Source organism: Streptomyces sp. NPDC040622, from assembly GCF_055593965.1.
Genome location: NZ_JBVIXD010000001.1, coordinates 251,687 through 277,338, shown reverse-complemented (window position 1 = coordinate 277,338; position 25,652 = coordinate 251,687). Strand labels below are relative to the sequence as shown.

Sequence of the window (25,652 nt, the reverse complement as noted above, 5' to 3'; positions counted from 1 at the left end):
CCGAGTCGAGTTTCGATGCACGGATGGCAGGAGCAGGGGCTGGTAAGCACCCCCAGTTGAGCTCAGTGTCGAGGAGGACCACCTCACCGGGCAGGACTCGATCCCTCTCGTCTCCGCCCATGACCTCTGCGGGGTTGCCGACAGAACCCGCTCACGCGCGCACGTGCTTACTGATCGCTTCAGAGTGAGTTGAACTGCGGTTCTGCTCCTGCACCTTGCCGGATGCGGCCCCGTCGATCCGGGGTCTACGGGGCAGCCCTCGTCACAGACCCCGTCGCGGACCCCGTCGCAGACCCCGGCGGCTGTACGCCGACCGGGGCTGCGACTTCGACAAGTACCGCCGCCTGCTGTGGAAACGCGGCATCAAGCCCGGCATCAAGCCCGTGCTCGCCCGCCGCGGCGTCGCTCACGGCTCCGGACCAGGCAAGGTTTGCCAGGTGGTCGAGCGGCCCTTCGCTCACGCGTACTGGTTCGGCCGCCTAAGGATCCGCTGGGAGATCCACGACGACATCCAGACGACATCCACGAAGCTTTCCCCACCCGGGACGGTTCGGCCTGCGGGTCAGCGTTCGAGGAGGGCGATGCGGATGGCTCGTTCGACGTGGGCGGCGGTGTTGGCGTGGCCTTCGGCGTTGGGGTGGACCAGGGTGACACGCTTCTGGATGAGACCGCAGTTCAGCGCGGTGCCGGGGAGCTTGGCCGGCCAGTAGTCAGCGGCGTCGCCGCAGATTCCCTCCACCCACTTGGTGCCCGCGGGTTGGCAGGCATCGTGGCCCACGCTGGAGGAGTAGACGTCGACGTAGCGGTCACCGAAGAACGACGTCACGCGCTGGATCGTGCCGTTCAGTGACTTGAGGACGTCGTCACGGAGCCAGTCGACGTCGGCGTGCTTGATGCCGCCCAGTTCGGTGAGCGAAAGGCGGTTGCAGGCGCTGCCGTCGTCCGGCAGGACGGCCGGATAGCCGACGGTGATCACCTTGGCGTTGGGTGCGGCCTCGTGCGCCTTGGCCAGCATGTGGATGTACTCGTCCTGGACCCTGGCGAGCTTGTCCTGGATGCTCTCCTCCCCCTCGGGCGGGCTGGTGTAGTGCTCGCGGCAGGTCTTGCCGGGCGTCGCGCCCAGTTCGAGGCACTTGAGGAGCATGCCGCCGAAGGGCAGGCTGTTGCCGCCGACGCCGATGGTGACGACGTCGGTGGTGTCGTTGAGTTTCGCTCGCTGGATCTGCGGGTCCACCGCGGGCCAGCCTCCGGCGGGGGGCTGGACCGGGCTGATCGGCGTCTGCTTGGCGTCGGCGATGTCGGCGATGGCGGCGTTGCCGCAGCTGACGTTGGTCAGTTGGACGGGCTTGCCCGGCGGGAACTCGTCGAGCTCCCGCTCGACCACGTCGGGGTAGGCGTTGGTGGTGCGGTCACAGCCGTCCCGCGACGCACTGCCGAGCGGGGGCTGCGGGTCTCCGACGAACCCGCCGGCGGTGTACGAGTCACCCAGCGCGGCCCACTGATACTGATCAGCCGCACCGGCGGACCCCGAAGGCACGAGCGCGGACACCGCCAGCGCGAGTCCCACGGTCAGTGCTCCCGTTCGCAGGCGGGAGACGGGCCGCCGCACGGCTCTCCCAGGTCGGGCCCGCAGGGCCGTCAAGGCCAGGGCTGCCAGTCGCCCCGTACGCGTCGAACGCATCCACAGTCTCCATTCACTCATCGCAGTCACATGACTACAGAGCGAAGCTAGGTGTCGGTGTGTGATCGCCGGACGGATACGCCGGGTAAACCACCCGCGCGTATTGCGCCGAGGTTCTGGGCCACGGCGAGTGCGCCGGGTGGCCGCCCCCTGGCAGCGAAGAGACGTGCCACAGAGGGGTTCAACCGAACACAACCGAACGCGAGCGTCGGATCCCACTCCCCCGATGCACCCGCCGTTACGGGTCCGGCGCCAAGCCATCGAACGGGTACCGCACCTCTTCCAACACAGTCCAACAAGCCCTACCGTAAACGCGCGCGTGGCACGTACATGCAAAGCCCCCATCTTTCGCGAGTACGGAGGAACGTAACGATGCGTCATCTCCCCACCCGCACCATCCGCCGGAGAGTGGTCGGATCGCTGACCGCCGCCCTGCTGTGCGCCGCCGGGCTCGCCACGCCCGCCGCGGCGCGGGACATCGCCGACCGGGCGGCCGCCTCTCACCAGGCCGCCGCCGACCCCGGCGTGAAGCTGCCCGACGGGCTCGCGCTCACCCCGCCCATGGGGTTCAACAACTGGAACTCCACCCACTGCAGGGCCGAGTTCGACGAGGAGATGGTCAAGGGGATCGCGGACCTCTTCCTTGAGAAGGGCCTCAAGGACGCCGGGTACGAGTACGTCAATCTCGACGACTGCTGGGCCCTTCCGCAACGCGACGCGAACGGCAAGCTGGTACCCGACCCCGAGCGTTTTCCCGGCGGGATCAAGGCAGTTGCCGACTACGTCCACGCCAAGGGCCTCAAGCTCGGCATCTACACCAGCGCGGGAACCAAGACCTGCAATTCCGCGGGCTTTCCCGGCGCGCTCGGCCATGAGCGCAGCGACGCCCAGCAGTTCGCGGAGTGGGGTGTCGACTACCTCAAGTACGACAACTGCAACAACCAAGGCGTGGACGCCAGACAGCGGTACATCACGATGCGCGACGCGCTGAAGGCCGCCTCGGAGACCACCGGCAGGCCCATCGTCTACAGCATCTGCGAATGGGGCGAGAACAAGCCCTGGGAGTGGGCTGCCGACGTCGGCCATCTGTGGCGCACCACCGGCGACATCAGCGACAGCTGGGGATCCATGTTGTCGATCATGAAGCAGAACCTGCCCCTCGCGGCGCACGCGGGACCGGGCCGCTGGAACGACCCCGACATGCTCGAGGTCGGCAACGGCGGCATGACGGACACCGAGTACCGCACGCACTTCTCGATGTGGTCGATCATGGCCGCCCCCCTGCTCATCGGCTCCGACCTGCGCAAGGCCACCCCCGAGACCTTCGAGATCCTCGGCAACGAAGAGGTCATCGCCCTCGACCAGGACCCGCTGGGCAAGCAGGGCGAAGTCGTCTCGTCGCAGGACGGACGCTGGGTCGTCGCCAAGGAGATGAAGGACGGCAGCCGCGCCGTCGCACTGTTCAACGAGACCGGCAACGCGCAGTCCGTCGCCACGACGGCGAAGGCGGTCGGACTGCCCGGGGCCGACGCGTACACCCTGCGCGACCTGTGGCAGCACAAGAGCTACAACACGGCGGGCCGGATCGCCGCGACCGTCCCCGCACACGGCACCGTACTGCTGCGCGTGGCCGCCGACGGCACATGGGCACACCACCCGCCGGCCGCCGAACTGGGCGTGGACGACGGCCTGTTCGTGGAGAGCGGTAAGGCCGCGAAGGTGACCTCCAAGGTGACCAACTTGGGCCGCACGTCCGCTCAGCAGGTCTCCGTCACCCTCGGCGCCCCCTCGGGCTGGGCCGTGCGGGCCACGTCGCCGAGCACGGCACGCTCACTGCGGACCGGTGGGACACTCGCGACGTCCTGGACGGTCACCGCGCCCGCGGGCACGAAGCCGGGTCCCTACGACGTGTCCCTCAAGGCCACCTACCGCTCACCGAAGGGCGTGCGGGCCGAGAAGGTGCTGCCGGTGACGGCCCAGGTGGTCGTCGCACCGCCCGCCGGCACCTCGCTCCTGGGCGACCTGCCGTGGCTGTCGACCACGAACGGCTGGGGGCCCGTGGAACGCGACACCAGTAACGGCGAGAGCGGTTCGGGCGACGGCAGGCCGATCACCATCGGCGGGAAGGCGTACGCGAAGGGGCTCGGCGTGCACGCGGAGAGCACCGTCGAGTACTACACCGCCGGCGCCTGCGAGAAGGTCACCGCGCAGGTCGGCCTCGACGACGAGACGCTCGCGAAGGGCACGGTCGCCTTCGAGATCTGGGCGGACGGCGAGAAGGCCGCCGCGACCGGGGTGCTCACCAACGCCATGCCCGCGCGGGAACTGTCCGCCGACGTGAGCGGCGCCCGGACCGTCCGCCTCGTCGTCACGGACGGCGGCGACGGCATCGACTCGGACCACGGCGACTGGGCGGAGGCCACACTGAGCTGCTGAGCTGCCGAGACGCACGGAGGGGGCGGGAGCGGTCGCGTCGCCGGGCCGCGCCCGCCCGCTCCCGCCACGCATGGGGCTCCTGCCGCCCACGCCCGTAACGGAGCAGTACCCGCAGGGGATCGGGACGGCAGCCGCACGGAAGGAGCACGCGAGCGGGGGCACACAGAGGGTGGCTCGGGAGCCGCATCCCGACACGCGGACTCCCCGCGTCCCGACGCGCGGACTCCCGGCGGCCGAGGCCGGCCTCAGCCCCCCACCGCACTCCCCAGCCGCACCGCCGCGCTCGGCGCGACGTCGAGCGCGGCCGCCGCCGCACCCACCAGCCCCGCGTCCGTGCCCATCAGGGCGGGCGCCACGGTCAGCCGACTCACGAAGGAGAGCGTGGCGTAGTCCCGCAGACAGCGGCGCAGCGGCGTGAAGAGGACGTCTCCGGCCTTGGCCACTCCCCCGCCGATCACCGCGATGTCGATCTCGACGAGCGTGGCCGTGGCGGCGATCCCGGCGGCCAGCGCCTGGGCCGCCCGCTCGAACGAGGCGAGCGCGACCGGGTCGCCGGCGCGCGCGGCGGTCGCCACCGCGGCCGCCGACGTGTCGCCGTCGGGGCCCGGGGTCCAGCCACCGTCCATGGCGCGGCGCGCGATGTTCGGGCCGCTGGCTATCCGCTCGACGCAGCCGCGCGCTCCGCACGGGCAGGCGTCTCCGTCGAGGTCCACGCTGATGTGGCCGATGTGGCCCGCGTTGCCGGTGGGCCCGGGGTGCAGCTTGCCGCCGAGGACGAGGCCGCCGCCGACTCCCGTCGACACGACCATGCACAGCGCGTTGTCGTGGCCGCGGGCCGCGCCCTGCCAGTGTTCCGCCGCGGTCATCGCCACGCCGTCGCCGACCAGGGCGACGGGCAGGCCGCCGGTGGCCGCGCGGACCCGGTCGACCAGCGGGTAGCCGCGCCAGCCGGGGACGTTGACGGGGCTGACCGTGCCGGCCGACGCGTCCACGGGACCCGCGCTGCCGATGCCGACGGCCGTCGCCCGGCCCCACAGATCACTGGTGGTCAGTTCCGCGAGGACCTCTTCGACCGCCCGCATCACCGTGTCGCCGTCCTCGCGCGCCGGCGTGGGCCGCTGGGCGCGCAGGAGGATCCGGCCGTGCCCGTCCACCAGGGCGCCGGCGATCTTGGTGCCGCCGATGTCGAGTGCGGCGACGAGGTCCATGTGCATCTGTAACGGGTCTCCTGGTGTATCGGCAGGCCGGAGAGTGCGAAGGTCAGTCTCCCTTGCATCTGACAACGTTGTCCAGGCCCTATGCTCGACGCCACATGCTCATGGAGGGTCCGAGGCACGGACCGGCGAAACCGCGGCCGCCCCAGGAACGTCCCACCGGTGAGCACGTGGACGAGATCGTGGACGACAGGACAGGACAGCGCATCGTGGCCGAGACCGCCGCCCGACGACCCGAGAACCGTTACGGCAACCGGCCGACCATGAAGGACGTCGCCGCGCGCGCGGGAGTCGGCCTCAAGACGGTCTCGCGGGTCGTCAACGGCGAGCCGGGCGTCACACCCGACACCGAGCGCCGCGTCCAGGAGGCCATCGAGGCCCTGGGCTTCCGCCGCAACGACAGCGCGCGCGTGCTGCGCAAGGGCCGCACCGCCAGCATCGGCCTCGTCCTGGAGGACCTGGCCGACCCCTTCTACGGCCCGCTGAGCCGCGCCGTGGAGGAGGTCGCACGGGCGCACGGCGCGCTGCTCATCAACGGGTCGAGCGCCGAGGACCCGGACCGCGAGCAGGAGTTGGTGCTCGCGCTGTGCGCGCGGCGGGTGGACGGGCTCGTGGTGATCCCCGCCGGTGACGACCACCGCTATCTGGAGCCGGAGATCGCCGCCGGTGTCGCCACCGTCTTCGTCGACCGGCCCGCCGGGAAGATCGACGCCGACGTGGTGCTCTCCGACAGTTTCGGCGGCGCGCGCGACGGCGTCGCGCACCTCATCGCCCACGGTCACCGCCGGATCGGTTTCATCGGCGACCAGCCGCGCATCCACACCGCCATAGAGCGGCTGCGCGGCTACCGGGCGGCGATGGAGGACGCGGGCATCCCGGTCGACGAGGAGTGGGTGTCGCTCGGCGTCACCGATCCGGAGCGGGTGCGCACGGCGACCGAGGAGATGCTGGGCGGCCCCGCGCCGGTCACGGCGGTCTTCGCGGGCAACAACCGTGTGACGGTGACGGTCGTACGGGTCCTGGCCTCGCTCGACCGTCCGGTGGCCCTGGTCGGCTTCGACGACATCGAGCTCGCGGATCTGCTGAGCCCCGGCGTGACCGTGGTCGCGCAGGACGCGGCGCAGCTGGGCAGGACGGCGGCGGAGCGGCTGTTCCGGCAGCTCGACGGCGCCTCGGAGACGCCGGAGCGGGTCGAGCTGCCCACGCGCCTGATCACCCGCGGATCGGGCGAGCTGCCGCCCGCGCCCTGACGGAGCACTCTGGGGGGGCGCTCCTGGTGCGGGCCGTGCCTGCTCCTGCTCCTGCTCCTGCTGTCGAGTGTCGAGCTCCGCTCGGGGGCCGATGGGCCTGCTCAGAGCAGGAAGACGATGCCGAGGGCGATCAGCGTGCCGAGCGCCACGAGGCCGCCGACGACACCGAAGACGCGCGCGGCCTTCTGCGTCGCCGGCCGGAGCTCCTGCCAGCCGAGCTCGTCGGCCGCGTCCCGGATCAGACGGTGGCCCTCTGCGGACGAGAAGGAGAAGCGTTCGCCGCTGTCCGGCGAGGTGCCCCAGGTCCGGTACCGGCTGCGGCCGACCTCCACCTTGACGCCCGCCGCCCCGATCGCGCCGTGCTGCCGGGTGCGCACGACATCGGTCATGGTGAACGTCCTGTCCCGCGGGTGCAGTTCGACGCGGTAGGTGTGCACCTGCGTGGAGCTGCGGAGCGCCTGCGGGACGTCCACGGCCACGTCGAAGCCCTTCTCCGTCGGCTGCAGCCGGTAGTCCGTGCCCGCCGTCGCGACCTCCATGCGGGCGTACAGCGCCGCGGGGCCGCCCGCGCCCGGGGTTCCGCTCATCGATTCCCCTCCTCTCCCGCGCCGGGTCACTGTCGTCCTGGGATCAGCAAGTGGGCAGGCCCGGCAGCGGTTTGTCGTTGCCGCCGCCCTTGAGGTAGACGTCGCTGACGAAGACGTCGGTGTTGCCGCTGTCGTCGTCCGTCCTGGCCCACCAGACGTTGGTCCACTGCCCGTACGTCTCGCGGCGGCCCAGGTTCTGCTGGCAGTAGAAGTAGTTGGTGCCCGCGTTGAGGGTGCCCGCCTCGGCGCCGGCCGCCGTGTACGACTTCGCGCCGCGCCAGACCTGGCAGTTGTACTTCCCGCCGCCCGCCGGGTGACAGGCGGGGTCCGTCGCCGATCCGCCGCCCTCGGTCGGCTTGGTGGTGGGGTCGGGGCGCGAGGGGGACTTGTCGCCGTCGTCGTCCTTGTCGCCGCCGGAGGGATCCTTGCGCTTCTTGTCGGCCTTGTCGGCTCTCTCGGCCTTGTCCGCGCCGTCGTCCGCGCCGGCGGACCGGTCGCCCTTCGGCTTGCGGGGCTTCTCGTCGCCCTGCCCCGACGGGTCGGGGCGCTTCGACTCGCCGCCGAGCGGTCCGCGGCTGCCGTCGTCCTCGGCCTGGCCCGCGCCGGCCGGGCCCGCGCCCTCGCGCGCCTGCGTGCCGCCGTCTCCCTTGCCGTTGAGGACGGCGACGGTGACGCCGGTCGCGGCGAGGACGACGGCCACGGCGACCGCGGCGAGCAACGCCCTTCCCCGGCGCGGGCGTTGGGCGGTGCGCGTCTCGGCCCGGCTCGCGGGAGCCGCGGGGGCCTGCTGCACCACGTACGGAGCGGGGCTCGGTGCGGGGCCTGCGGCGTCGCGGACGGGGGCGGCCCGAAGCCCGGCGGGGGTGCGCTCGGGATGCTGCGTTCCGTCGCCCCGTACGGCGCCTGAGCGAGCCCCTGTGGCGAGGTCGCTCCCGTCTCCCCCCGCCCCGCCGACGCCACACCGGCGAGCAGCAGCCGCGCATCCTCCGCGTCGGGGCGTGCCTGCGGGTCCTTGTCCATCAGCTGCCGCAGCACCGCGGTCAGCGGCCCCGAGCGGCGCGGCTCGGGCAGCGGGTCGACGACGATGGCGGTGAGCGTCGACCACGTCGACGTACGGCGGAAGGGCGAGGAGCCCTCGACCGCGGCGTACAGCGTGGCACCCAGCGCCCAGACGTCGGACGCGGGGCCCGGGTCGTGGCCCTGGGCGCGCTCGGGCGCCAAGTAGTCGAGTGAGCCGACCAGTTCGCCGCTGCGGGTGAGGTGGGTGGCCGAGCCGTCGCCGGGGTCGTCCATGGTGGCGATGCCGAAGTCGGTGAGGACGACGCGGCCGCCGGACTCCAGGAGGATGTTGCCGGGCTTCACGTCCCGGTGCAGGACGCCCACTTGGTGGGCCGCGGCCAGGGCCTCCATCACCCGGGCGCCGATGCCGGCGGCCTCGCGGGGGTCCAGGGTGCCGCGGCTCTGCAGCACGTCGTCCAGGGAGGGGCCTTCGACGAGCTCCATGACGATGAGCGGCCGTCCTTCGACCTCCGCGACGTCGTGCACGGCGACGACTCCGGGGTGGCGCACCCGGGCGGCCGCCCGGGCCTCACGCTGCATCCGCAGGCGCAGATCGGCCAGTTCGGGCCCGGCCGCGTCCGTGTACGTGCGCAGTTCCTTGACCGCGACCTCGCGGTGCAGCACCTCGTCGACGGCGCGCCACACGACCCCCATGCCGCCGCGCCCGAGTTGCGCCGTGACGCGGTAGCGCCCGGCGAGGAGTCTGCCGACCCCGTCCGTGTGTTCCTGGTCCCCCGAATGCACCGCTGCCCCGTTCCTGCGACACCACGTTCCGTGGCGTACAGAGTACGGGGCAGCTGTGACAGGCGGTGGCCGGTGTTACTTGCCCGACACCGTGAGGTCGCCGCGCCGCGGGCCCGAGAAGCCCTGCAGGCGGGCCAGGGTGAGGCCGGTGAGACGGGTCACCTCGCCCGCGTCGAGGGCGCCGCAGTCCAGTCCGCGCAGCAGGTACCCGGCGAGGGCCTTGGCGGTGGCGGGCTCGTCGGCCACGCCGCCGCCCTCGTGGTGCCCCGCGTAGGCGGCCAGGCGCGCGGCGGCCGCCTCGAAGCCCTCGCGGTAGAACGCGAACACGGCGGCGTAGCGGGTGGGGATGTGGCCGGGGTGCATGTCCCAGCCCTGGTAGTAGGCGCGGGCCAGGGCGCGGCGGGTGAGGCCGTAGTGCAGCCGCCAGGCGTCGTGGACCTGCGATGTGGTGCCGACGGGCAGGACATTGGTCGAGCCGTCGGAGACGCGGACTCCGGTGCCCGCGGCGGCGACCTGCATGACCGCCTTGGCATGGTCGGCGGCCGGGTGGTCGCTGGCCTGGTAGGCGGCGCTGACGTGCAGGCAGGCGCTGTAGTCGAAGGTGCCGTAGTGGAGTCCGGTCGCGCGGCCCTCGGCGGCCTGGATCATGCGGGCGACGGCGGCGGTGCCGTCGGTGGCCATGATGGACTGGCTGGTCTCGATCTGGATCTCGAAGCCGATGCGGCCCGGCTCGATGCCGCGCGCCTTCTCGAACGCCTCCAGGAGGCGCACCATCGCGGTGACCTGCTCCGGGTAGGTCACCTTGGGCAGCGTCAGGACGAGGCCGTCGGGCAGGCCGCCGGCCTCCATGAGTCCGGACAGGAAGATGTCGAGGGTGCGGATGCCCCGGTCGCGTACCGCTTCTTCCATGCACTTCATGCGGATGCCCATGTACGGGGCGGCGGTGCCGTTCTTGTAGGCCTCGGCGACCAGGCGGGCCGCGCGGGCGGCGTCCTGGTCCTCGTCGGCGCCCTTGTAGCCGTCCTCGAAGTCGATGCGCAGGTCCTCGACGGGCTCGCGCTCCAGCTTGGTGCGCACGCGCGCGTAGACGGCCTCCGCGAGGTCGTCGCCCAGGCCGAGGACGGCGGCGAAGGAGGCAGCATCGGGGGCGTGCTCGTCGAGCATCGCCAGCGCCTTGTCGCCCCACGTACGGATCGAGGCGGCGTCGAACTGCTCACCGGGGACGTACACGGTGTGGACGGGCTGGCGGGTGCCTGGGTCTCCCGGGTAGAGGCGCTCCAGCTTCGCGTCCACCGGGGCGAGGGAAGCGCTGATGCCCTCGCTGACCGCGCCGGCGAGGCTCGTTGCCACCTTCTCTTGCTGACCCATTCCTGCATCCTCCACACGCTCGGTGCCGCGCCCGGCATTTCCGCTCCACGGAATCAACAATCCGTATAGCGAAGTTATCTGCGACCTTCGTGCTGGTCAACACCCTCTCGTGTCGTGGACCCGTCCCCGACCTCGGGAGTTCACGCTTGTCCCGGATTCTTCTCCCGCTGTCTCAGATCCTGCTTCCGCACCCGTACGCGCGCACCCCATCCTGACCGCGCGCCCCGAACCGAAGGAGACCGTGTGTCGTCCGACTCCCGTGTCACACGCCGTTCCGGCCTGCGGACGGTGGTGGCCGCGGCCACCGCGCTGCCCCTCCTCACCGCCCTGTCCGCCGGTCCCGCGCACGCCGTGCCGCGTCCGGGCCGCCGCCTGGAGGTCATGTCGTTCAACCTCCGCTACGCGAGCACCACCCCGCCGAACACCTGGGCCGACCGCCGCCCGGTGACCCGGGAGCTGCTGCGCCGCGCCAGGCCGCACGTCATCGGCACGCAGGAGGGGCTCTACCAGCAGGTGCGGGACATCGCGGCCGACCTCGCCCCGCACTACGACTGGATCGGCACGGGACGCGCGGGCGGCAGCCGCGACGAGTTCATGACCGTGTTCTACGACACCCGCAGGCTGGCCCCGGTCGAGTACGACCACTTCTGGCTCTCCGACACCCCGGACGTCATCGGCTCCAACACCTGGGGCGGCGGCTCCATCCGGATGGTCACCTGGGTGCGCTTCCACGACCTGCGCACGGACGACGAGCTGTACGTGCTCAACACCCACCTCGACAACGCCTCCCAGCACGCACGCGCGCGTGCCGCCGAGCTGATCGCCGAACGCGTCGCCCGCCTCGACCGTTCCCTGCCGCTCGTCGTGACGGGCGACTTCAACGTGGCCGCCCACAAGAACCCGGTGTACGACACGCTCCTGGCCGCGGGCCTCGTCGACTCCTGGGACGCGGCGGACCGGCGCGGCAAGGCGTACGCCACCTTCCACGGCTACAAGCCCCTCACCCCGGACGGCGACCGCATCGACTGGATCCTGACGACCCCCGGGGTGCACGTCCACGAGGCGGCGATCAACACGTTCTCGCTGGGCGGGCAGTTCCCGAGCGACCACCTGCCGGTGCAGGCGAGCCTGACGCTGTGACGCGCCGAGGCCCCCGTCCCGCGGCAGCGGGAACGAGGGCCTCGGACGGTCGAGGAGCTCAGCCCTTGCGGGTCTTGACCTCTTCGGTGAGCTGCGGGACGACGTCGAAGAGGTCGCCGACCACGCCGTAGTCGACCAGGTCGAAGATCGGGGCCTCGGCGTCCTTGTTGATGGCCACGATGGTCTTCGAGGTCTGCATGCCGGCGCGGTGCTGGATCGCGCCGGAGATGCCGGAGGCGATGTACAGCTGCGGGGAGACCGACTTGCCGGTCTGGCCGACCTGGTTGGAGTGCGGGTACCAGCCGGCGTCGACCGCGGCGCGCGAGGCGCCGACGGCGGCACCGAGTGAGTCGGCGAGGTTCTCGATGATCGAGAAGTTCTCGGCACCGTTGACACCTCGGCCGCCGGAGACCACGATCGCGGCCTCGGTCAGGTCGGGGCGGCCCGTCGACTCGCGCGGGGTGCGCGCGACGACCTTGGTGCCGGTGGCCTTCTCGGAGAAGGAGACGGCGAGGGCCTCGACGGCGCCGGCGGCCGGGGCGGGCTCCACGGCGGCCGAGTTCGGCTTGACCGTGATGACCGGGGTGCCCTGCGAGATGCGGGACTTGGTGGTGTAGGAGGCGGCGAACGCGGACTGCGTGGCCACCGGGCCCTCGTCGCCGGCCTCGAGGTCGACGGCGTCCGTGATGATGCCGGACTTGATGCGGACCGCGAGGCGGGCCGCGATCTCCTTGCCCTCGGCGGAGGACGGGACGAGCACGGCGGCCGGGGAGACGGCCTCGTACGCGGCCTGGAGGGCGTCCACCTTCGGTACGACGAGGTAGTCGGCGAACTCGGGGGCGTCGGCGGTCAGTACCTTGACCGCGCCGTGCTCGGCGAGCGTGGCGGCGGTGGCCTCGGCACCGGAGCCGAGGGCGACGGCGACGGGCTCGCCGACGCGGCGAGCCAGGGTCAGCAGCTCCAGGGTGGGCTTGCGGACGGCGCCGTCCACGTGGTCGACGTAGACGAGAACTTCAGCCATGGGACTTCAATCTCCTGCGATTACGAAGAAGTTGGGGCGGTTGAGGGGGTGACTGAAGCTCAGATGAACTTCTGGCCCGCGAGGTACTCGGCCAGCTGCTTGCCGCCCTCGCCCTCGTCCTTGACGATCGTGCCGGCCGTGCGGGCCGGACGCTCGGCGGCGGAGTCGACCTTGGTCCAGGCACCCTCGAGACCGACCTCTTCGGCCTCGATGTCCAGGTCACCCAGGTCGAGCGACTCCACCGGCTTCTTCTTGGCGGCCATGATGCCCTTGAAGGACGGGTAGCGGGCCTCGCCCGACTGGTCCGTCACGGACACGACGGCCGGCAGGGACGCCTCCAGCTGCTCGCTGGCGGTGTCGCCGTCACGGCGGCCCTTGACGACGCCGTCCGCGACGGAGACCTCGGAGAGCAGCGTGACCTGCGGGACGCCGAGGCGCTCCGCGAGGATCGCCGGCAGCACGCCCATGGTGCCGTCGGTGGAGGCCATGCCGGCGATGACCAGGTCGTAGCCGGTCTTCTCGATGGCCTTGGCCAGCACCAGCGAGGTGCCCATCACGTCGGTGCCGTGCAGATCGTCGTCCTCGACGTGGACGGCCTTGTCGGCGCCCATGGAGAGCGCCTTGCGCAGCGCGTCCTTGGCGTCCTCGGGGCCGACGGTCAGCACGGTGATCTCCGCGTCGTCCGCCTCGTCGGCGATCTGCAGTGCCTGCTCGACGGCGTACTCGTCGAGCTCCGAAAGGAGGCCGTCGACGTCGTCGCGGTCGACGGTCAGGTCATCGGCGAAGTGCCGGTCGCCGGTGGCGTCGGGCACGTACTTCACACAGACAACGATCCTCAAGCTCACGCCGGCTCTCCTACTGCATCGTCTTTACTGGGCTGCTGCCTTGGCTTATGGCTACTGCCTTCTTGCAGGCAGCATAGGCGCCTGAAGCGGCGGATCCCGGTCGGGGCGGCCCGCGCTCCGACCGGAATATTACTCATGAGTACACCCAGTTCATTCCCACTGAGCAAGCGCTTTGAACTGTGACCTTCCCAACGCTCCGTAATCGGGGGAGGGGCCCGTGAGCGGGAACTCTCAGTCGCGCAGCGCGTTGAAGCGCCCCTGGTGGTACAGGAGCGGGCGGCCCTCGTCCACGCGGTCACCGACGACGGCCTGGGCGAGCACGATGCGGTGGTCGCCCGCGGGCACGCGCGCGACGATCCGGCACACCAGCCAGGCGAGCGCGCCGTCGAGCACGGGCACACCCTGCGGACCCTCGTGCCAGCTCGTGGGCGCACCGAATCGGTCGGCTCCGCTGCGGGCGAACGTGGCGGCGAGCTCGTGCTGGTGCTCGCCGAGTATGTGGACCCCGACGTGTGTGGCCTCGGAGACCGCGGGCCAGCACGAGGAGCCGGTACCGATCCCGAACGAGAGCACCGGGGGCTCGGCCGAGACCGAGGCGAGCGAGGTGGCGGTGAAGCCGACGGGGCGGGAGCCGTGGGCGGCCGTGATCACCGCGACACCGGCGGCGTGCTGGCGGAAGACCGAGCGCAGCAGGTCGGGGGTGGCGGTCCGGGGGGTGCTGAGGGCTGGCGATGCCGTCATGGAATTGTCCTTCTGCCGGAGGTACGAGCGAAGACGTCGGTGCTCAGCACTGCGGACAGCGCGCGCTGGCATGGCGGGCGAGGTCCACGTGGACGCGCTCGTACAGAAGGAGATCCCGAGGCATGAAAGCAGGCTCGCGATAGATGCCGCGTGCAGTCAAGTCCATTCCGGGATATGAAAGACGGATCACGGCCCCGGGCTCCCGCCACGGGCCGTGACCTGCGCGACGGTCGGTCACACGGCCTCCCCCAGGGCGGCGATCACATCCGCCTTCCGGGGCTGTCCGACCGCGCGCCGCACGACGTGTCCGGCCGCGTCCAGGACGAGCACGGTCGGGGTCTTCAGGACCCGCAGCTCTCGTACGAGGGCGAGTCGGGCCTCGGCGTCGATCTCCACGTGGGAGACGCCGGGGACCATCTCGGCCACTTCCGCGAGGACTCTGCGGGTCGCACGGCAAGGCTGGCAGAAGGCGCTGGAGAACTGCACGAGCGTCGCCCGCTCCCCCAGCGGCTCCCCGATGTCCGCCGCGCCGAGCCGTCGCCCGGTGTCGCGTCCCTGCACGTGATCCTCCACCCCCGCTGTCCTGGCCGGCGCCCTGATCGGCATCGCTCCCAGGTACAGCAACGGCGCGCCCCGGATGATTCCGACGTGACGAGAATCTCGCGCATCGGCGGCACCAAGGCTGGTCACCCGTCCGTTGATGGGGCACGATCTGCGCAAAGCCGAAAACCTACGGCTGCGTAACTTCCCGCCGGGAACCCCCTCCCCAGGCAGAGAACGAAGGGCCCTCCCCACCCATGGCAGAGCTTGTCTACCGTCCGGTCATCGGTGCCGCGAAAACCCTGTTCAAGGCATGGGACCTGAAGATCGACTGCAAGGGGTCGGAGAACATCCCACGCTCCGGCGGCGCGGTCCTCGTCAGCAACCACATCAGCTACCTCGACTTCATCTTCGACGGGCTGGCCGCCCTGCCCCAGAAGCGCCTGGTGCGTTTCATGGCGAAGGAGTCGGTGTTCCGGCACAAGATCTCCGGTCCGCTGATGCGCGGGATGAAGCACATCCCCGTCGACCGCACGCAGGGCGAGGCGGCCTATCAGCACGCCCTGGCCTCGCTGCGCTCCGGAGAGATCATCGGCGTCTTCCCCGAGGCGACGATCTCGCAGTCGTTCACCCTGAAGTCGTTCAAGTCCGGTGCCGCGCGCCTGGCCCAGGAGGCCGGGGTGCCCCTCATCCCCATGGCCCTGTGGGGCACGCAGCGGCTGTGGACCAAGGGCCACCCCCGCAACTTCAAGCGCAGCCACACGCCGATCACGATCCGGGTCGGCGAGCCGGTGGAAGCGCCCAAGGACCAGTACGCGGGCGCGATCACGCGGCGTCTGCGCGAGCGCTGCCAGGAGCTCCTGGAGGCCGCGCAGCGCGCCTATCCGGTGCGCCCCAAGGGCCCGGACGACACGTGGTGGATGCCGGCGCACCTCGGCGGCACGGCCCCGACGCCCGCCGAGGTGAAGGCCGCCGAGGCCTGAGCCTGAGCCGTTACGACGGTTCGCCCGGTTCCGGTGCGCGGACGGTGATCCGCGCGCCGGGGCTGAACTTCTCCAGGAGCTCGACGAGCTCGGCGCCCGCGGCTCGCAGGCCGGCGTCCGGGCCCATGCCCTCCAGCAGGAAGACCGCGTTCACCGACTCCTCGGTGAGGCGGGTGCGCGGGCCTTGGCGCCAGTTCCAGCGACGGCAGGTGACGCCCTCGTCGTCGCACCACACGACCTCGCCCGCGTCGGGGTGCTCCACGACCCGCTCCCCCGCCGCCGCGGTCACGAACTCCTCGTCGCCTGCGGCCCGCACGAGGCGCATGCCGCCCTTGATCAGGTCCAGGTCCTCGCCGCCGACCGGGATCAGGTGGGCCACGCTGATCGCGTTGTACAGGTCGACCAGGACGTTGATCCGCGGCAGGCCGCCGTCGGCGAGCGCCCGCTTGGCCAGTGCCTCGGCGGAGTTGCGGGTGCGTGAGGGCTTCGCACCGAACGCGGTGTAGGCGGCGCGCCAGGCGGACATGTGCGGGTCCTCGTGCGGTGCGCGGCCGTCGAGGCGGGCGGCGAGGCGTCGGGCGGCGTCGTCGAGGAGCGCCGACGTGCCGTCGGTGCTGGGTCCGTTGACGAGCCCGTGGGCCTCGATGACCAGGTGCGTGAAACCGGGTGCGAGGGCGCGCACCTCGTCGGAGACGGTGAGCGAGAGGGGCGGGACGGTCATTCGGGGCGCCTTGCTGCGTCGGGGCTCGTCAGAGCGCGTCGGGAAGGTTCTCCCACAGGTACGGCCGGTCCGGGGCGCTCTTCAGGACGCGCAGGACCACCGGGTGCGGTACAGCATAGAGTACCGGATAGTCCATCTCACTGTCCTCGGCGTCGGGCACGTAGGCCAGCCGCTCCCCCGTGAGCGAGAACTGCGCGTCGACGCCCGGTTTGTTGCCGCGGCAGTCCTGCCGGTGCCACCGTCCGCGGAAGCGCACGGCGACCATCCCGTGCACGCAGTGGCCGGTGCCGGCGTCATGGGTCAGCCGCTGATAGGCGAGCGCGGTCGGGATGTCCTCGGCGCGCAGCAGCGCGGCGAGCGCGTGCGCCTTCGCGTGACAGATGCCGGTGCCCTGCGCCAGGACGTCGGAGGCGCGCCAGGTGACGCGCAGGTCGCCGCTGTCGGCGGAGTGCGGAATGGCGTCACGTACATACTCATAGGCGGCCTGCGCGTATACGTATGAATCCGTGGCCGTCGCGGCAAGGCGTGCGGCGGTCTCGCGCACGAGCGGGTGGTGGTGATCGATGACCTCGTCCGCGGCCAAGTAGGCGGACAGGTCAGGGGTTTCCTGGATCAGCTGCATGCGACGAGAGAATAGAAATACGGTCGACCGCGCGTCAATGCCTTTACGGTCGACCGTATATCTATGCACCTATCCACGTAAGCTCAGGTGGCCCTACGCGTGGTGGATCAGCGCGCCATCTCTTCCTTGAGCGCCGCGAGGAAGCCGTCGACGTCCTCCTCGCGGGTGTCGAACGCGCACATCCAGCGGACGTCACCCGCCGCCTCGTCCCAGAAGTAGAAGCGGTACCGCTTCTGCAGGCGCTCGCTCACGTCGTGCGGCAGCCGCGCGAAGACGGCGTTGGCCTGCACCGGGTAGAGGATCTCCACGCCGTGCACGGAGCGGACGCCCTCGGCGAGGCGCTGCGCCATCTCGTTGGCGTGCCGGGCGTTGCGCAGCCACAGGTCCTTGGCGAGCAGGGCCTCCAACTGCACCGAGACGAAGCGCATCTTGGAGGCGAGCTGCATGGACATCTTGCGCAGGTGCTTCATGTGACGCACGGCGTCCTGGTTGATGACCACGACGGCCTCGCCGAACAGCGCACCGTTCTTGGTGCCGCCGAGCGAGAGGATGTCGACGCCGACGGCGTTGGTGAAGGTCCGCATGGGGACGTCGAGGGCGGCCGCGGCGTTGGCTATCCGGGAGCCGTCCAGGTGCACCTTCATGCCCAGCTGGTGGGCGTGGTCGCAGATCGCGCGGATCTCGTCGGGCGTGTAGAGCGTGCCCAGTTCGGTGTTCTGCGCGATCGAGACGACCTGCGGCATCGCGCGGTGCTCGTCGTCCCAGCCGAACGCCTGCCGGTCGATCAGTTCGGGGGTGAGCTTGCCGTCGGGCGTGGGCACGGTGAGCAGCTTGAGGCCGGCCATGCGCTCGGGGGCGCCGCCCTCGTCCACGTGGATGTGCGCGGACTCGGCGCAGATCACCGCGCCCCAGCGGTCGGCGACCGCCTGGAGCGCGACGACGTTGGCACCCGTGCCGTTGAACACGGGGAACGCCTCGGCGGTGGGCCCGAAGTGACCTCGGATCACCTGCTGGAGGTTGGCCGTGTAGTCGTCCTCGCCGTACGCGATCTGATGGCCGCCGTTGGCGAGCGCCAGGGCGGCCATCACCTCGGGGTGGGCTCCCGCGTAGTTGTCGCTCGCGAAGCCGCGGACGTCCGGGTCGTGGTGCCGCCGGGCGTCGGTCTTCGGAGGGTTCACGGCTTCTCGGTCAGCCACAGGCGGTTTCCGTTCACTTCCCCGGCGGGCCGCTCCCAGACGCCGGCGATGGCCTCGGCCAGCTCCTTGACGTCCGTGAAGCCCGCGAACTTCGCGTTGGGCCGCTCCGCGCGCATCGCGTCGTGCACCAGCGCCTTGACCACCAGGATCGCAGCAGCCGCGCGTGGCCCGTCCTCGCCCCCCGCCTTGCGGAAGGCGTCGGCGAGCGCGAGCGTCCAGGCCTCTGCGGCCGCCTTGGAGGCCGAGTACGCCGCGTTGCCCGCGGTGGGCTTGGAGGCACCGGCGGCGCTGATCAACAGGTAGCGGCCTCGGTCGCTGCGGCGCAGGCCCTCCTCGAAGGCGAGGGAGGTGCTCTGCACGGTGCGGATCAGGAGCTTCTCGAGGAGGTCCCAGTCGGCGAGGTCGGTCTCGGCGAAGCTGGCACTGCCGCGCCAGCCGCCGACGAGGTGGACCAGGCCGTCGATCCGCCCGAACTCCTTCTCCGTGCGCGTCGCCCACTCGCGGGCCGCGTCGAGGTCGAGGAGGTCGACCGTGTCGCCGATGACGGTGGCACCGCCGTGTGCGTACCGCGCCGCGTCCACCGCTTCGGCCAGGCGCGCCGCGTCGGCGTCCGAGGCCACGACGGTGGCCCCTGCCTCGGCCAGCCTGAGCAGGGTGGCACGCCCCGCGGGTCCGGCGGCTCCGGCCACCGCGACGACGGCTCCATCGAGTGCGGACATGGTCCTCGCCTCCTCCTGGCGGCCGCTCACGCGGCAGCCTTCTCGACGCCCGAGGAAGCCGTGATCCCCTTCGTGGAGGCGATCACGTTCTTCAGCTTCTTGGAGAGCGCCTCATAGAACATGCTGAGCGGAAACTCGTCAGGAAGCACATCGTCGACGAGTTTGCGCGGCGGAAGCGAGGTGTCCAGGGCGTCCGGGCCCTTGGCCCAGCGCGATCCGGGGTGCGGGGCGAGGTACCGGGACACCAGATCGTACGCGGCGAACCAGTGGACCAGCTTGGGGCGGTCGATGCCCGCCCGGTAGAGGTCCTCGATCTCGCCGCACAGCTGGTTGGTGACCTGCGGGGCGCGCTCCCAGTCGATCCGGAGCTGGTTGTCGGTCCAGCGGACCACGTCGTGCTTGTGGAGGTAGGCGAAGAGGAGCTGGCCGCCGAGGCCGTCGTAGTTCTTGACGCGGTCGCCGGTGACCGGGAAACGGAACATCCGGTCGAAGAGGACCGCGTACTGCACGTCGCGCGCCTGCGGGACGCCGTCGGCCTCCAGCTTCACGGCCTCCTTGAAGGCGGTGAGGTCGCAGCGCAGCTCCTCCAGGCCGTACATCCAGAAGGGCTGGCGCTGCTTGATCATGAACGGGTCGAACGGCAGGTCGCCGTGGCTGTGGGTGCGGTCGTGGACCATGTCCCACAGGACGAACGCCTGCTGGCAGCGGTCCTGGTCGCCCACCATCGCCCGGATGTCGTCGGGCAGTTCGAGCCCGAGGAGGTCCACGGCGGCCTCGGTGACGCGGCGGAAGCGGGCGGCCTCGCGGTCGCAGAAGATGCCGCCCCAGGAGAAGCGCTCGGGGGCCTCGCGCACGGCGATGGTCTCGGGGAAGAGTACGGCCGAGTTCGTGTCGTACCCGGCGGTGAAGTCCTCGAAGGTGATGCCGCAGAAGAGCGGGTTGTCGTAGCGCGTGCGCTCGAGCTCGGCCAGCCAGTCGGGCCAGACCATGCGCAGCACGACCGCCTCGAGGTTGCGGTCGGGGTTCCCGTTCTGCGTGTACATCGGGAAGACGACCAGGTGCTGCAGGCCGTCCTCGCGGTGCGCGGCGGGCTGGAAGGCGAGCAGCGAGTCGAGGAAGTCCGGCACCTCGAAGCCGCCGTCGGCCCAGCGGCGCAGGTCCGCGACGAGCGCACGGTGGTACGCGGCGTCGTGCGGCAGGAGCGGGGAGAGCTCCTCGACCGCGGCTATGACGCGGTCCACGGCGAGTTCGGCGAGGCTTCTCGGCGGGGCGCCGTCCGCCGCGAAGTCAATGGATCCGTCGGCCGACTGCCAGGGCCTGACGTCCTCCACGGCATCCTTGAGCACCGGCCACGCCGGGTGGTCCACCACCCGCCCACCAGCGGAAGGAACCGCACCCTCCGTACCCGCCTGCACAAGAATTTCCGTCATGACCCACCTTCCACGGGAGAACCTCGCGTATGAACACCGTATGCATGCGAGGTTCTCCGCGACAAGGGGGGTCTCCGGAAATTATCCTGTGCCACCCCCTTCCAGGCCGCTGTTTTTCCTGCGATCAGCGGCTGACTCGATTGCTTCTGCCACATCGGTGAGGGCCTGTGCCGCGTCGGGAAGCAGCTCGGGGAAGCCGAGGAATCCGTGGAACATCCGGGGGTAGTGGGCCACGGTGACGTCCGTGCCGGCCGCGCGCAGCCGCTCGGCATAGGCCAGCCCCTCGTCGCGCAGCGGATCGCAGCCCGCGGTCACCAGGTGCGCGGGCGGCAGCCCCCCGAGGTCCGGGGCGCGCAGCGGCGAGGCGAAAGGGTGCGCGCCGTCGCCGTCGGGGCCGAGGTACTGCTCCCAGAACCAGCGCATGTGCGGGGCTGTCAGGAAGAAGCCGTGCGCGTTCTCCCGGTACGAGGGGGTGTCCTGGGCGGCGTCCAGGACGGGGTAGAGCAGGACCTGCAGCGCGACGGCGGGCCCGTCCTCGTCCCTCGCCCTGAGGGCCACGGCGGCGGCGAGCCCGCCCCCACTGCTGTCCCCCGCGGCGACGAGGGCGCCCGCGTCGCCCCCGAGCCTGCCGCACGCGGCGGCGGCCCAGCACAGGGCCGCGTACGCGTCGTCGACGGCCGCGGGGAAGCGGTGCTCGGGGGCGAGGCGGTAGTCGACGGAGACCACGGCGGCGCCGGCCCCGGCGGCGAGTCCCCGGGCCGTGGCGTCGTGGGAGTCGAGGCCGCAGAGCGTGTAGCCGCCGCCGTGGAAGAAGACGACGGTCGGGCGGGGCCCTGCGTGCCGCTCCGGGTCCGGGAGGTAGATGCGCACGGGGATCTCGGGCGCGTCCCGCACCCCCGGGATCGTCCGGTCCACGACCGCCCCGACGACGGCCGGCCGCTTCCCGGAGGAGGGCGCCGCCGCAAGGATCCCGCGCGCCTCGGCGGCGTCGGTGACGCTGCCGCCGAGATCGGGGAAGGCGGCGGTCAGGGCGTGGACGAGGGGGCGGGCGAGGGGGTCGAGACGGGCTTCTTCGGCGGGGAGGGACGGTCCGGGGCGGGCGCCCCCGGTGGGGAGGGACGGTCCGGAGCGGCCACCCCCGGCGGGGTGGGACGAACCGGAGCGGCCACCCCCGGCGGGGTGGGACGAACCGGAGCGGCCACCCCCGGCGGGGAGAGACGAACCGGAGCCGCCGCCCCCAGCGGGGAGGGACGCTCCGGGGCAGGCATCCCCAGCAGGGAGGGGCGAACCGGAGCCGCCCGCTTCGGCGGGGAAGGACGGTCCGGAGCGGCCACCCCCAGCGGGGAGAGACGAACCGGAGCGGCCACCCCCAGCCGGGAGGGGCGAACCGGAGCCGCCCGCTTCGGCGGGGACGACCGGGCCGGAGCCGCCGCCCCCGGCAGGTACGGCCGAGGCAGGGCGGGCCTCCTCGCCGGACTCGACCGGCCCGGAGCCGTGCCGTTCGGCAGGGACGGCCGGATCGCGGCGGCGTCGGGGCACGGGTCGCATCAGCGGGCGCCCGCCTCCTCGCCCTCCTGAGCCCCTCGGGCTCCCCCGGCTCCCCCGGCTTCCCCGGCTCCCCCGGCTTCCCGAGGCGGCTCGGCCACCTTGGCCGCTGCCTCCGCCGCCCCCGCGGCCCCCTCCGCCTCCCGCGCGCGAAAGTGCGGGATGACCTTCTCGCCCCACTGCCGCAGGGTCTCCAGACACGCCTCCTGCGGGACCGTGCCCATCTGGATGAGGCACATGATCTCGTCGGCCCCCGCGTCGCGCAGCCGCTCCACGTAGGCGATGGCGTCGTCCGCGGTGCCGTAGGCGTGGTCGGCGTTGAACGTGGCCGTCGAGGTGGGGCGCACCGGAATGTTGTGCTCGTGGAGCCGGGCGACGACCTGTTCGGCGGCCTTGCGCATCTCGGCGGCCTCGTCGCTGCCCTCGACGACCGCTTCGTCGGGGATGCCCGCCCCGCCGTACCAGTGCCCGATGGACTGCGCGAAGAACCGCTGGCCTCGGATGCCGACGCGCCGCGCCGCCTCGCCGTCGTCGAGCACGATCGTCGGGCAGAGCACGGAGAAGTGGTCGTTGACGACACTCGACACGCATCGCGCGTCGGTGCGGGCCGCGACGGCCGCGTCGTACGCCTGGCGCATCCCGGCGATCGACTCGGGTCCCGCGAAGCCCATCACCAGGGCGCCGACGCCGAGTTCGGCCGCCTGCGTCAGCGTCTCGGTCCTGCTGCACGCGAGGAAGAGCGGGGGGTGCGGGGTCTGCTTCGGGCGCGGCAGGATCGGGTGCGGGCCGATGTCGAGGAGCGGGCCGTGATGCTCGAGCTCCTCCTTCTCCCAGGCCTTCCCGATGATCCGCAGCGCCTCCTCGACCTCTTGCGTCGTACGGTCCTTGTCGACCCCGCACAGCGACGTCTCCTGCGCCGTGCCGCCCCGGCCCGCGCCCAGGTCGAGCCGCCCGCCGGAGAGCAGGTCCAGCATGGCGGCGCGCTCGGCGACCCGCGCCGGGTGGTTGAAGTTGAACGGCATGCAGACGACGCCGTGCCCGATCCTGATGGTGCTGGTGCGCGCGGCGACCCACGTGAGGAAGATTTCCGGCGCGCTCATGTGCGCGTACCACTTGAGGGAGTGGTGCTCGACAGCCCAGATGCGGTCGAACCCCATCTCCTCGGCGAGTACGGCCTGTTCGACGCTGTCGCGGATGACCTGGTGCTCACGCTCGACGGTCGGGTCGGCGAGCTGCGCCTCGAAGATGACGGAGAACTTCACGTGCCCTCCAGGGAGTTGTGCCGATGCGGCTTGAACCCTTGATGTTCCTAACAGTCATATGACTAGCCGTCAGGTCCACAAGTCGCAAGGGATTCCACAGAGGTTCCGCGTGACCGACGGAGGCCCCGCGCGGACGGTTGCCCGTACTTCGCGGTCGCCCGCCTCGGTGCTCAGGAGCCGGGCACCCTCGGCGAATCCGGAGCGCCGGGCGAGTGCCCGGAGGTGGCGGCGGTCGCTGATGTCGTCGCCGTCGGCGGTGGCTCACGTGGCACGAGCGGCGCGCTCTGCCCGCTCGACGCGCCCCGGGATGAGGTGCCCGACCCGCTGGACGCCCTGTTCCGGCACATCGCCGACAGCGCGGCCCTGTACCGGCGCATGCTGGGCCCGCAGGGCAGCGCGTCACTGACCGTCCGCATGCGGGAACGGCTGGCCGCCGAACTCACCTCGGCCTTCCGCACGGGACGCCGGCCCGCCGGCATCGACGACGTCCCCGTCGAGACGCACGCCGACTACCTGGCGGGCGCCATGACCGGCGTCATCGCCACGTGGATCACGGGCGGCTCCCCCGCCCCTGCCGGGGACACGGCTCTCGCGTTCTGGCGGGTGTTCCGGACCTGAGCGCGGGGCGGCGCGGTGCACGATCCACTCGGCCCTGCCATCCCCTCAGACCGTTCGGTCCGCTCAGGCCGTACCATCCGCTCAGGCCGTCCCGCCCGAGAAGGCGCCGTCGACCGCGAACGCGCGCTCGGCGAAGCGCGCGCCGATGCGCCGGTGCGCGGCGGCGTCCGGGTGGAGGTCGTCGGGCAGGGGCAGTTCGGCGGAGTCCTCGGCACCGTAGAGTTCGCGGCCGTCGAGGTAGTACAGGTGCGGGTCGTCGGCCGCACGCTGCTTCACGATGCGGGACAGTTCGTCGCGGATGACGTTGAGCGTGAGCTTGCCGCCCGCCCGCTCCGCGGGGTCGCCCATGGCCTTGAACCGGATCTTGCCCTCGCTGAAGTCGCTGAGGTCCGGCGCGGAGGGGCCGGGGGTGTCCTCGTGGACGGGGCAGAGGATGGGCGAGACGACCAGGAGCGGGACGTCCGGGTGCCCCTCGCGGATCGTGTCAAGGAAGCCGTGCACCGCGGGGCCGAACGCGCGCAGGCGCATCAGGTCGGCATTGACCACGTTGATCCCGATCTTGACGCTGATCAGGTCGGCGGGGGTGTCCCGCAGGGTGCGCGCGGTGAACGGGTCGAGCAGGGCGCTGCCCGCCAGCCCCAGGTTGATCAGGTCCACGCCGCCGAGCGAGGCGGCGAGCGCGGGCCAGGTCGTGGTGGGGCTCGCGGCGTCGGAGCCGTGGCTGATCGAGCTGCCGTGGTGCAGCCACACCTTGCGGTTCGTCTCCGTCGCGGGCTCGACGGGGGCGTCGGTGCGCAGCGCGATGAGTTCGGTGGTCTCGTTGTGCGGCAGCCAGATCTCGACGTCCTTCATGCCGTCGGGCAGATCCGCGAAGCGCAGCGTGCCGGGCTGTCCGGCGGCGAACTCGGCCGTCCCCGTGGTCATGTCGATCGTCAGTATGTTGCCGCCGGTGGCGCTCGCGTGGCCGGCCGGGCGGCCGTCGACGAGCAGGTCGTAGACGCCGTCCGGGCGCGGCGGGGCGCCCGTGTAGGCCCGCTTGGTCCGCAGCGCGTCGAGCTCGATGGCACGGGCACGGGTGCGGAACACCAGGCGGACGCCGGCGGGTTGGGACTCCGCCATGGCCAGTTGACCGTCGGTGTTCTGGGCGCGAGCCCGTGCCGGGAGGCGGTGCGGCAGCACGCCGTGCTCGGTCTGCTCGATGTCGAGGGCGCCGCGCAGGAGGTCCGCGGTGATGGGTGTGGTGATCCAGTGGTGGTCGTTGTTGTTCATGGCCTCAACGTTGTTCATAGCCTCAACCTGTTGATCAATAGGAGGGGACAGATTCAGGTCCCCGAAGAGTGAGTCAGGTCCCGTCCGGGCCCGGCCAGTTGCGCAAGAGGGCGTCAAGGGCGTCGATGACGCGCGTCCAGGTCTCCTGGCTGTCGGGGGCGCTGTGACTGAAGGAGCCTGCGAGTTCGAGGCTTACGTAGCCGTGGAAGACGCTGCCGAGGAGGCGGACCGCGTGCGTCTGGTCCGGCTCCGTGAGGTCGTAGCCGCGCAGGATCGCCCGCGTCATCTCCGCGTGGCGGCCTCCGGCGCTCGCGGCGGCCGCCTCCGGGGCGAGCCGGAACTGGGCCGCCGCATATCTCCCGGGGTGCTCGCGGGCGTAGTCGCGGTAGACGTTCGCCAGGGCGGCCAGGGCGTCCTTGCCCGCGCGTCCTGCCAGGGCGTCGGCTCCCCGGTCGGCGAGTTCCGCCAGGGCCAGCAGGGCGATGCCTGTCTTCAGGGCCTGGGAGTTCTTCACGTGCGAGTACAGGCTCGCGACCTTGACGCCGAACTGTCGGGCGAGCGCCGAGACGGTCACCTGGTCGAATCCGACCTCGTCGGCCAGCTCGGCCCCGGCCCGGACCAGTCGTTCCGTGGTCAGCCCCACGCGCACCATGACGTACCC

At 71.7% G+C, this 25,652-nt stretch carries 22 protein-coding genes and 2 pseudogenes; 6 read left to right on the top strand and 18 right to left on the bottom strand.

The window, feature by feature from the left end:
- Positions 1–215 precede the first annotated feature (215 nt).
- Positions 216–512, top strand: a pseudogene (locus tag ACZ592_RS01285) (IS5/IS1182 family transposase); the annotation flags it as partial.
- A 50-nt stretch (positions 513–562) separates the two neighbouring features.
- On the opposite strand, the gene ACZ592_RS01280 reads toward ACZ592_RS01285, so the two are convergent.
- Complete coding sequence (locus tag ACZ592_RS01280; RefSeq protein ID WP_471579397.1) at positions 563–1,567, bottom strand: SGNH/GDSL hydrolase family protein; 1,005 nt, start codon at positions 1,565–1,567, stop codon at positions 563–565.
- A 486-nt stretch (positions 1,568–2,053) separates the two neighbouring features.
- Between ACZ592_RS01280 and ACZ592_RS01275 the strand changes: the two genes are divergently transcribed.
- Positions 2,054–4,117, top strand: a complete 2,064-nt coding sequence (locus ACZ592_RS01275; RefSeq protein WP_471579396.1) for an NPCBM/NEW2 domain-containing protein — start codon at positions 2,054–2,056, stop codon at positions 4,115–4,117.
- Positions 4,118–4,362: 245 nt separating this feature from the next.
- Here ACZ592_RS01275 and ACZ592_RS01270 read toward each other — a convergent pair whose 3' ends face one another.
- The gene (locus ACZ592_RS01270; RefSeq protein WP_471579395.1) at positions 4,363–5,331 is read right to left on the bottom strand and encodes an ROK family protein; all 969 of its coding nucleotides are present in this window, start codon (positions 5,329–5,331) and stop codon (positions 4,363–4,365) included.
- A gap of 182 nt (positions 5,332–5,513) precedes the next feature.
- Between ACZ592_RS01270 and ACZ592_RS01265 the strand changes: the two genes are divergently transcribed.
- Positions 5,514–6,581 (top strand): LacI family DNA-binding transcriptional regulator, encoded by a 1,068-nt coding sequence (locus ACZ592_RS01265; RefSeq protein ID WP_471579987.1) that lies wholly within the window; start codon positions 5,514–5,516, stop codon positions 6,579–6,581.
- 101 nt (positions 6,582–6,682) lie between these two features.
- On the opposite strand, the gene ACZ592_RS01260 is transcribed toward ACZ592_RS01265, so the two are convergent.
- The 3 genes and pseudogenes from ACZ592_RS01260 to ACZ592_RS01250 form a co-directional block, all read right to left on the bottom strand.
- Positions 6,683–7,168, bottom strand: coding sequence for a hypothetical protein (locus ACZ592_RS01260; protein ID WP_471579394.1), 486 nt, complete (start codon positions 7,166–7,168; stop codon positions 6,683–6,685).
- Positions 7,169–7,211: 43 nt separating this feature from the next.
- Positions 7,212–8,971, bottom strand: a pseudogene (locus tag ACZ592_RS01255) (serine/threonine-protein kinase).
- 75 nt (positions 8,972–9,046) lie between these two features.
- On the bottom strand, positions 9,047–10,339 hold the full coding sequence (locus ACZ592_RS01250; RefSeq protein WP_471579393.1) for a DUF6986 family protein: 1,293 nt from the start codon (positions 10,337–10,339) through the stop codon (positions 9,047–9,049).
- A gap of 243 nt (positions 10,340–10,582) precedes the next feature.
- Here ACZ592_RS01250 and ACZ592_RS01245 point away from each other — a divergent pair, with 243 nt between their 5' ends.
- A complete protein-coding gene (locus ACZ592_RS01245) occupies positions 10,583–11,479 on the top strand; it encodes an endonuclease/exonuclease/phosphatase family protein (RefSeq protein WP_471579392.1) in 897 nt (298 codons plus the stop codon).
- Positions 11,480–11,537: 58 nt separating this feature from the next.
- On the opposite strand, the gene ACZ592_RS01240 is transcribed toward ACZ592_RS01245, so the two are convergent.
- The 4 genes from ACZ592_RS01240 to ACZ592_RS01225 form a co-directional block, all read right to left on the bottom strand.
- Entirely contained in the window at positions 11,538–12,500 is a 963-nt protein-coding gene (locus ACZ592_RS01240; protein ID WP_471579391.1) for an electron transfer flavoprotein subunit alpha/FixB family protein, read from the bottom strand.
- A 59-nt stretch (positions 12,501–12,559) separates the two neighbouring features.
- Positions 12,560–13,345, bottom strand: coding sequence for an electron transfer flavoprotein subunit beta/FixA family protein (locus tag ACZ592_RS01235; RefSeq protein WP_471579390.1), 786 nt, complete (start codon positions 13,343–13,345; stop codon positions 12,560–12,562).
- 231 nt (positions 13,346–13,576) lie between these two features.
- The gene (locus ACZ592_RS01230) at positions 13,577–14,086 is read right to left on the bottom strand and encodes a flavin reductase family protein (protein WP_471579389.1); all 510 of its coding nucleotides are present in this window, start codon (positions 14,084–14,086) and stop codon (positions 13,577–13,579) included.
- A 234-nt stretch (positions 14,087–14,320) separates the two neighbouring features.
- The gene (locus ACZ592_RS01225) at positions 14,321–14,692 is read right to left on the bottom strand and encodes a thioredoxin family protein (RefSeq protein ID WP_471579388.1); all 372 of its coding nucleotides are present in this window, start codon (positions 14,690–14,692) and stop codon (positions 14,321–14,323) included.
- A 191-nt stretch (positions 14,693–14,883) separates the two neighbouring features.
- Here ACZ592_RS01225 and ACZ592_RS01220 point away from each other — a divergent pair, with 191 nt between their 5' ends.
- Positions 14,884–15,609, top strand: coding sequence for a lysophospholipid acyltransferase family protein (locus ACZ592_RS01220; protein ID WP_471579387.1), 726 nt, complete (start codon positions 14,884–14,886; stop codon positions 15,607–15,609).
- A gap of 10 nt (positions 15,610–15,619) precedes the next feature.
- On the opposite strand, the gene ACZ592_RS01215 is transcribed toward ACZ592_RS01220, so the two are convergent.
- The 7 genes from ACZ592_RS01215 to ACZ592_RS01185 form a co-directional block, all read right to left on the bottom strand.
- Positions 15,620–16,330, bottom strand: a complete 711-nt coding sequence (locus ACZ592_RS01215) for a B3/B4 domain-containing protein (protein WP_471579386.1) — start codon at positions 16,328–16,330, stop codon at positions 15,620–15,622.
- A gap of 28 nt (positions 16,331–16,358) precedes the next feature.
- On the bottom strand, positions 16,359–16,952 hold the full coding sequence (locus ACZ592_RS01210; RefSeq protein ID WP_471579385.1) for a transglutaminase domain-containing protein: 594 nt from the start codon (positions 16,950–16,952) through the stop codon (positions 16,359–16,361).
- 107 nt (positions 16,953–17,059) lie between these two features.
- Entirely contained in the window at positions 17,060–18,130 is a 1,071-nt protein-coding gene (locus ACZ592_RS01205; protein ID WP_471579384.1) for a threonine aldolase family protein, read from the bottom strand.
- Positions 18,127–18,867 (bottom strand): SDR family NAD(P)-dependent oxidoreductase, encoded by a 741-nt coding sequence (locus tag ACZ592_RS01200; protein ID WP_471579383.1) that lies wholly within the window; start codon positions 18,865–18,867, stop codon positions 18,127–18,129. Before ACZ592_RS01200 ends, ACZ592_RS01205 begins: the two co-directional genes overlap by 4 nt.
- Positions 18,868–18,893: 26 nt before the next feature.
- Entirely contained in the window at positions 18,894–20,297 is a 1,404-nt protein-coding gene (locus ACZ592_RS01195; protein WP_471579382.1) for a DUF6421 family protein, read from the bottom strand.
- An 81-nt stretch (positions 20,298–20,378) separates the two neighbouring features.
- Complete coding sequence (locus ACZ592_RS01190; RefSeq protein WP_471579381.1) at positions 20,379–21,845, bottom strand: alpha/beta hydrolase; 1,467 nt, start codon at positions 21,843–21,845, stop codon at positions 20,379–20,381.
- Positions 21,845–23,104 (bottom strand): LLM class flavin-dependent oxidoreductase, encoded by a 1,260-nt coding sequence (locus tag ACZ592_RS01185; protein ID WP_471579380.1) that lies wholly within the window; start codon positions 23,102–23,104, stop codon positions 21,845–21,847. Before ACZ592_RS01185 ends, ACZ592_RS01190 begins: the two co-directional genes overlap by 1 nt.
- Before the next feature lie 222 nt (positions 23,105–23,326).
- Here ACZ592_RS01185 and ACZ592_RS01180 point away from each other — a divergent pair, with 222 nt between their 5' ends.
- Positions 23,327–23,722 (top strand): TetR-like C-terminal domain-containing protein, encoded by a 396-nt coding sequence (locus ACZ592_RS01180; RefSeq protein WP_471579379.1) that lies wholly within the window; start codon positions 23,327–23,329, stop codon positions 23,720–23,722.
- Positions 23,723–23,803: 81 nt separating this feature from the next.
- Here ACZ592_RS01180 and ACZ592_RS01175 read toward each other — a convergent pair whose 3' ends face one another.
- Together ACZ592_RS01175 and ACZ592_RS01170 are read right to left on the bottom strand one after the other, a co-directional pair.
- On the bottom strand, positions 23,804–25,009 hold the full coding sequence (locus tag ACZ592_RS01175; RefSeq protein WP_471579378.1) for a GDSL-type esterase/lipase family protein: 1,206 nt from the start codon (positions 25,007–25,009) through the stop codon (positions 23,804–23,806).
- A gap of 55 nt (positions 25,010–25,064) precedes the next feature.
- Positions 25,065–25,643 carry a TetR/AcrR family transcriptional regulator gene (locus ACZ592_RS01170; protein WP_471579986.1) on the bottom strand — a complete coding sequence of 193 codons (579 nt, stop codon included), beginning with the start codon at positions 25,641–25,643 and terminating at the stop codon, positions 25,065–25,067.
- Positions 25,644–25,652: the final 9 nt, after the last annotated feature.

What these genes read in the sequence shown, in the direction of transcription:
- ACZ592_RS01275 (WP_471579396.1), top strand. Translation starts at nt 2,054, where the DNA reads ATGCGTCATCTCCCCACCCGCACCATCCGCCGGAGAGTGGTCGGATCG.
- ACZ592_RS01270 (WP_471579395.1), bottom strand. Translation starts at nt 5,331, where the DNA reads ATGCACATGGACCTCGTCGCCGCACTCGACATCGGCGGCACCAAGATC.
- ACZ592_RS01260 (WP_471579394.1), bottom strand. Translation starts at nt 7,168, where the DNA reads ATGAGCGGAACCCCGGGCGCGGGCGGCCCCGCGGCGCTGTACGCCCGC.
- ACZ592_RS01250 (WP_471579393.1), bottom strand. Translation starts at nt 10,339, where the DNA reads ATGGGTCAGCAAGAGAAGGTGGCAACGAGCCTCGCCGGCGCGGTCAGC.
- ACZ592_RS01240 (WP_471579391.1), bottom strand. Translation starts at nt 12,500, where the DNA reads ATGGCTGAAGTTCTCGTCTACGTCGACCACGTGGACGGCGCCGTCCGC.
- ACZ592_RS01230 (WP_471579389.1), bottom strand. Translation starts at nt 14,086, where the DNA reads ATGACGGCATCGCCAGCCCTCAGCACCCCCCGGACCGCCACCCCCGAC.
- ACZ592_RS01225 (WP_471579388.1), bottom strand. Translation starts at nt 14,692, where the DNA reads ATGCCGATCAGGGCGCCGGCCAGGACAGCGGGGGTGGAGGATCACGTG.
- ACZ592_RS01220 (WP_471579387.1), top strand. Translation starts at nt 14,884, where the DNA reads ATGGCAGAGCTTGTCTACCGTCCGGTCATCGGTGCCGCGAAAACCCTG.
- ACZ592_RS01215 (WP_471579386.1), bottom strand. Translation starts at nt 16,330, where the DNA reads ATGACCGTCCCGCCCCTCTCGCTCACCGTCTCCGACGAGGTGCGCGCC.
- ACZ592_RS01210 (WP_471579385.1), bottom strand. Translation starts at nt 16,952, where the DNA reads ATGCAGCTGATCCAGGAAACCCCTGACCTGTCCGCCTACTTGGCCGCG.
- ACZ592_RS01200 (WP_471579383.1), bottom strand. Translation starts at nt 18,867, where the DNA reads ATGTCCGCACTCGATGGAGCCGTCGTCGCGGTGGCCGGAGCCGCCGGA.
- ACZ592_RS01195 (WP_471579382.1), bottom strand. Translation starts at nt 20,297, where the DNA reads ATGACGGAAATTCTTGTGCAGGCGGGTACGGAGGGTGCGGTTCCTTCC.
- ACZ592_RS01190 (WP_471579381.1), bottom strand. Translation starts at nt 21,845, where the DNA reads ATGCGACCCGTGCCCCGACGCCGCCGCGATCCGGCCGTCCCTGCCGAA.
- ACZ592_RS01175 (WP_471579378.1), bottom strand. Translation starts at nt 25,009, where the DNA reads ATGAACAACGTTGAGGCCATGAACAACAACGACCACCACTGGATCACC.
- ACZ592_RS01170 (WP_471579986.1), bottom strand. Translation starts at nt 25,643, where the DNA reads ATGGTGCGCGTGGGGCTGACCACGGAACGACTGGTCCGGGCCGGGGCC.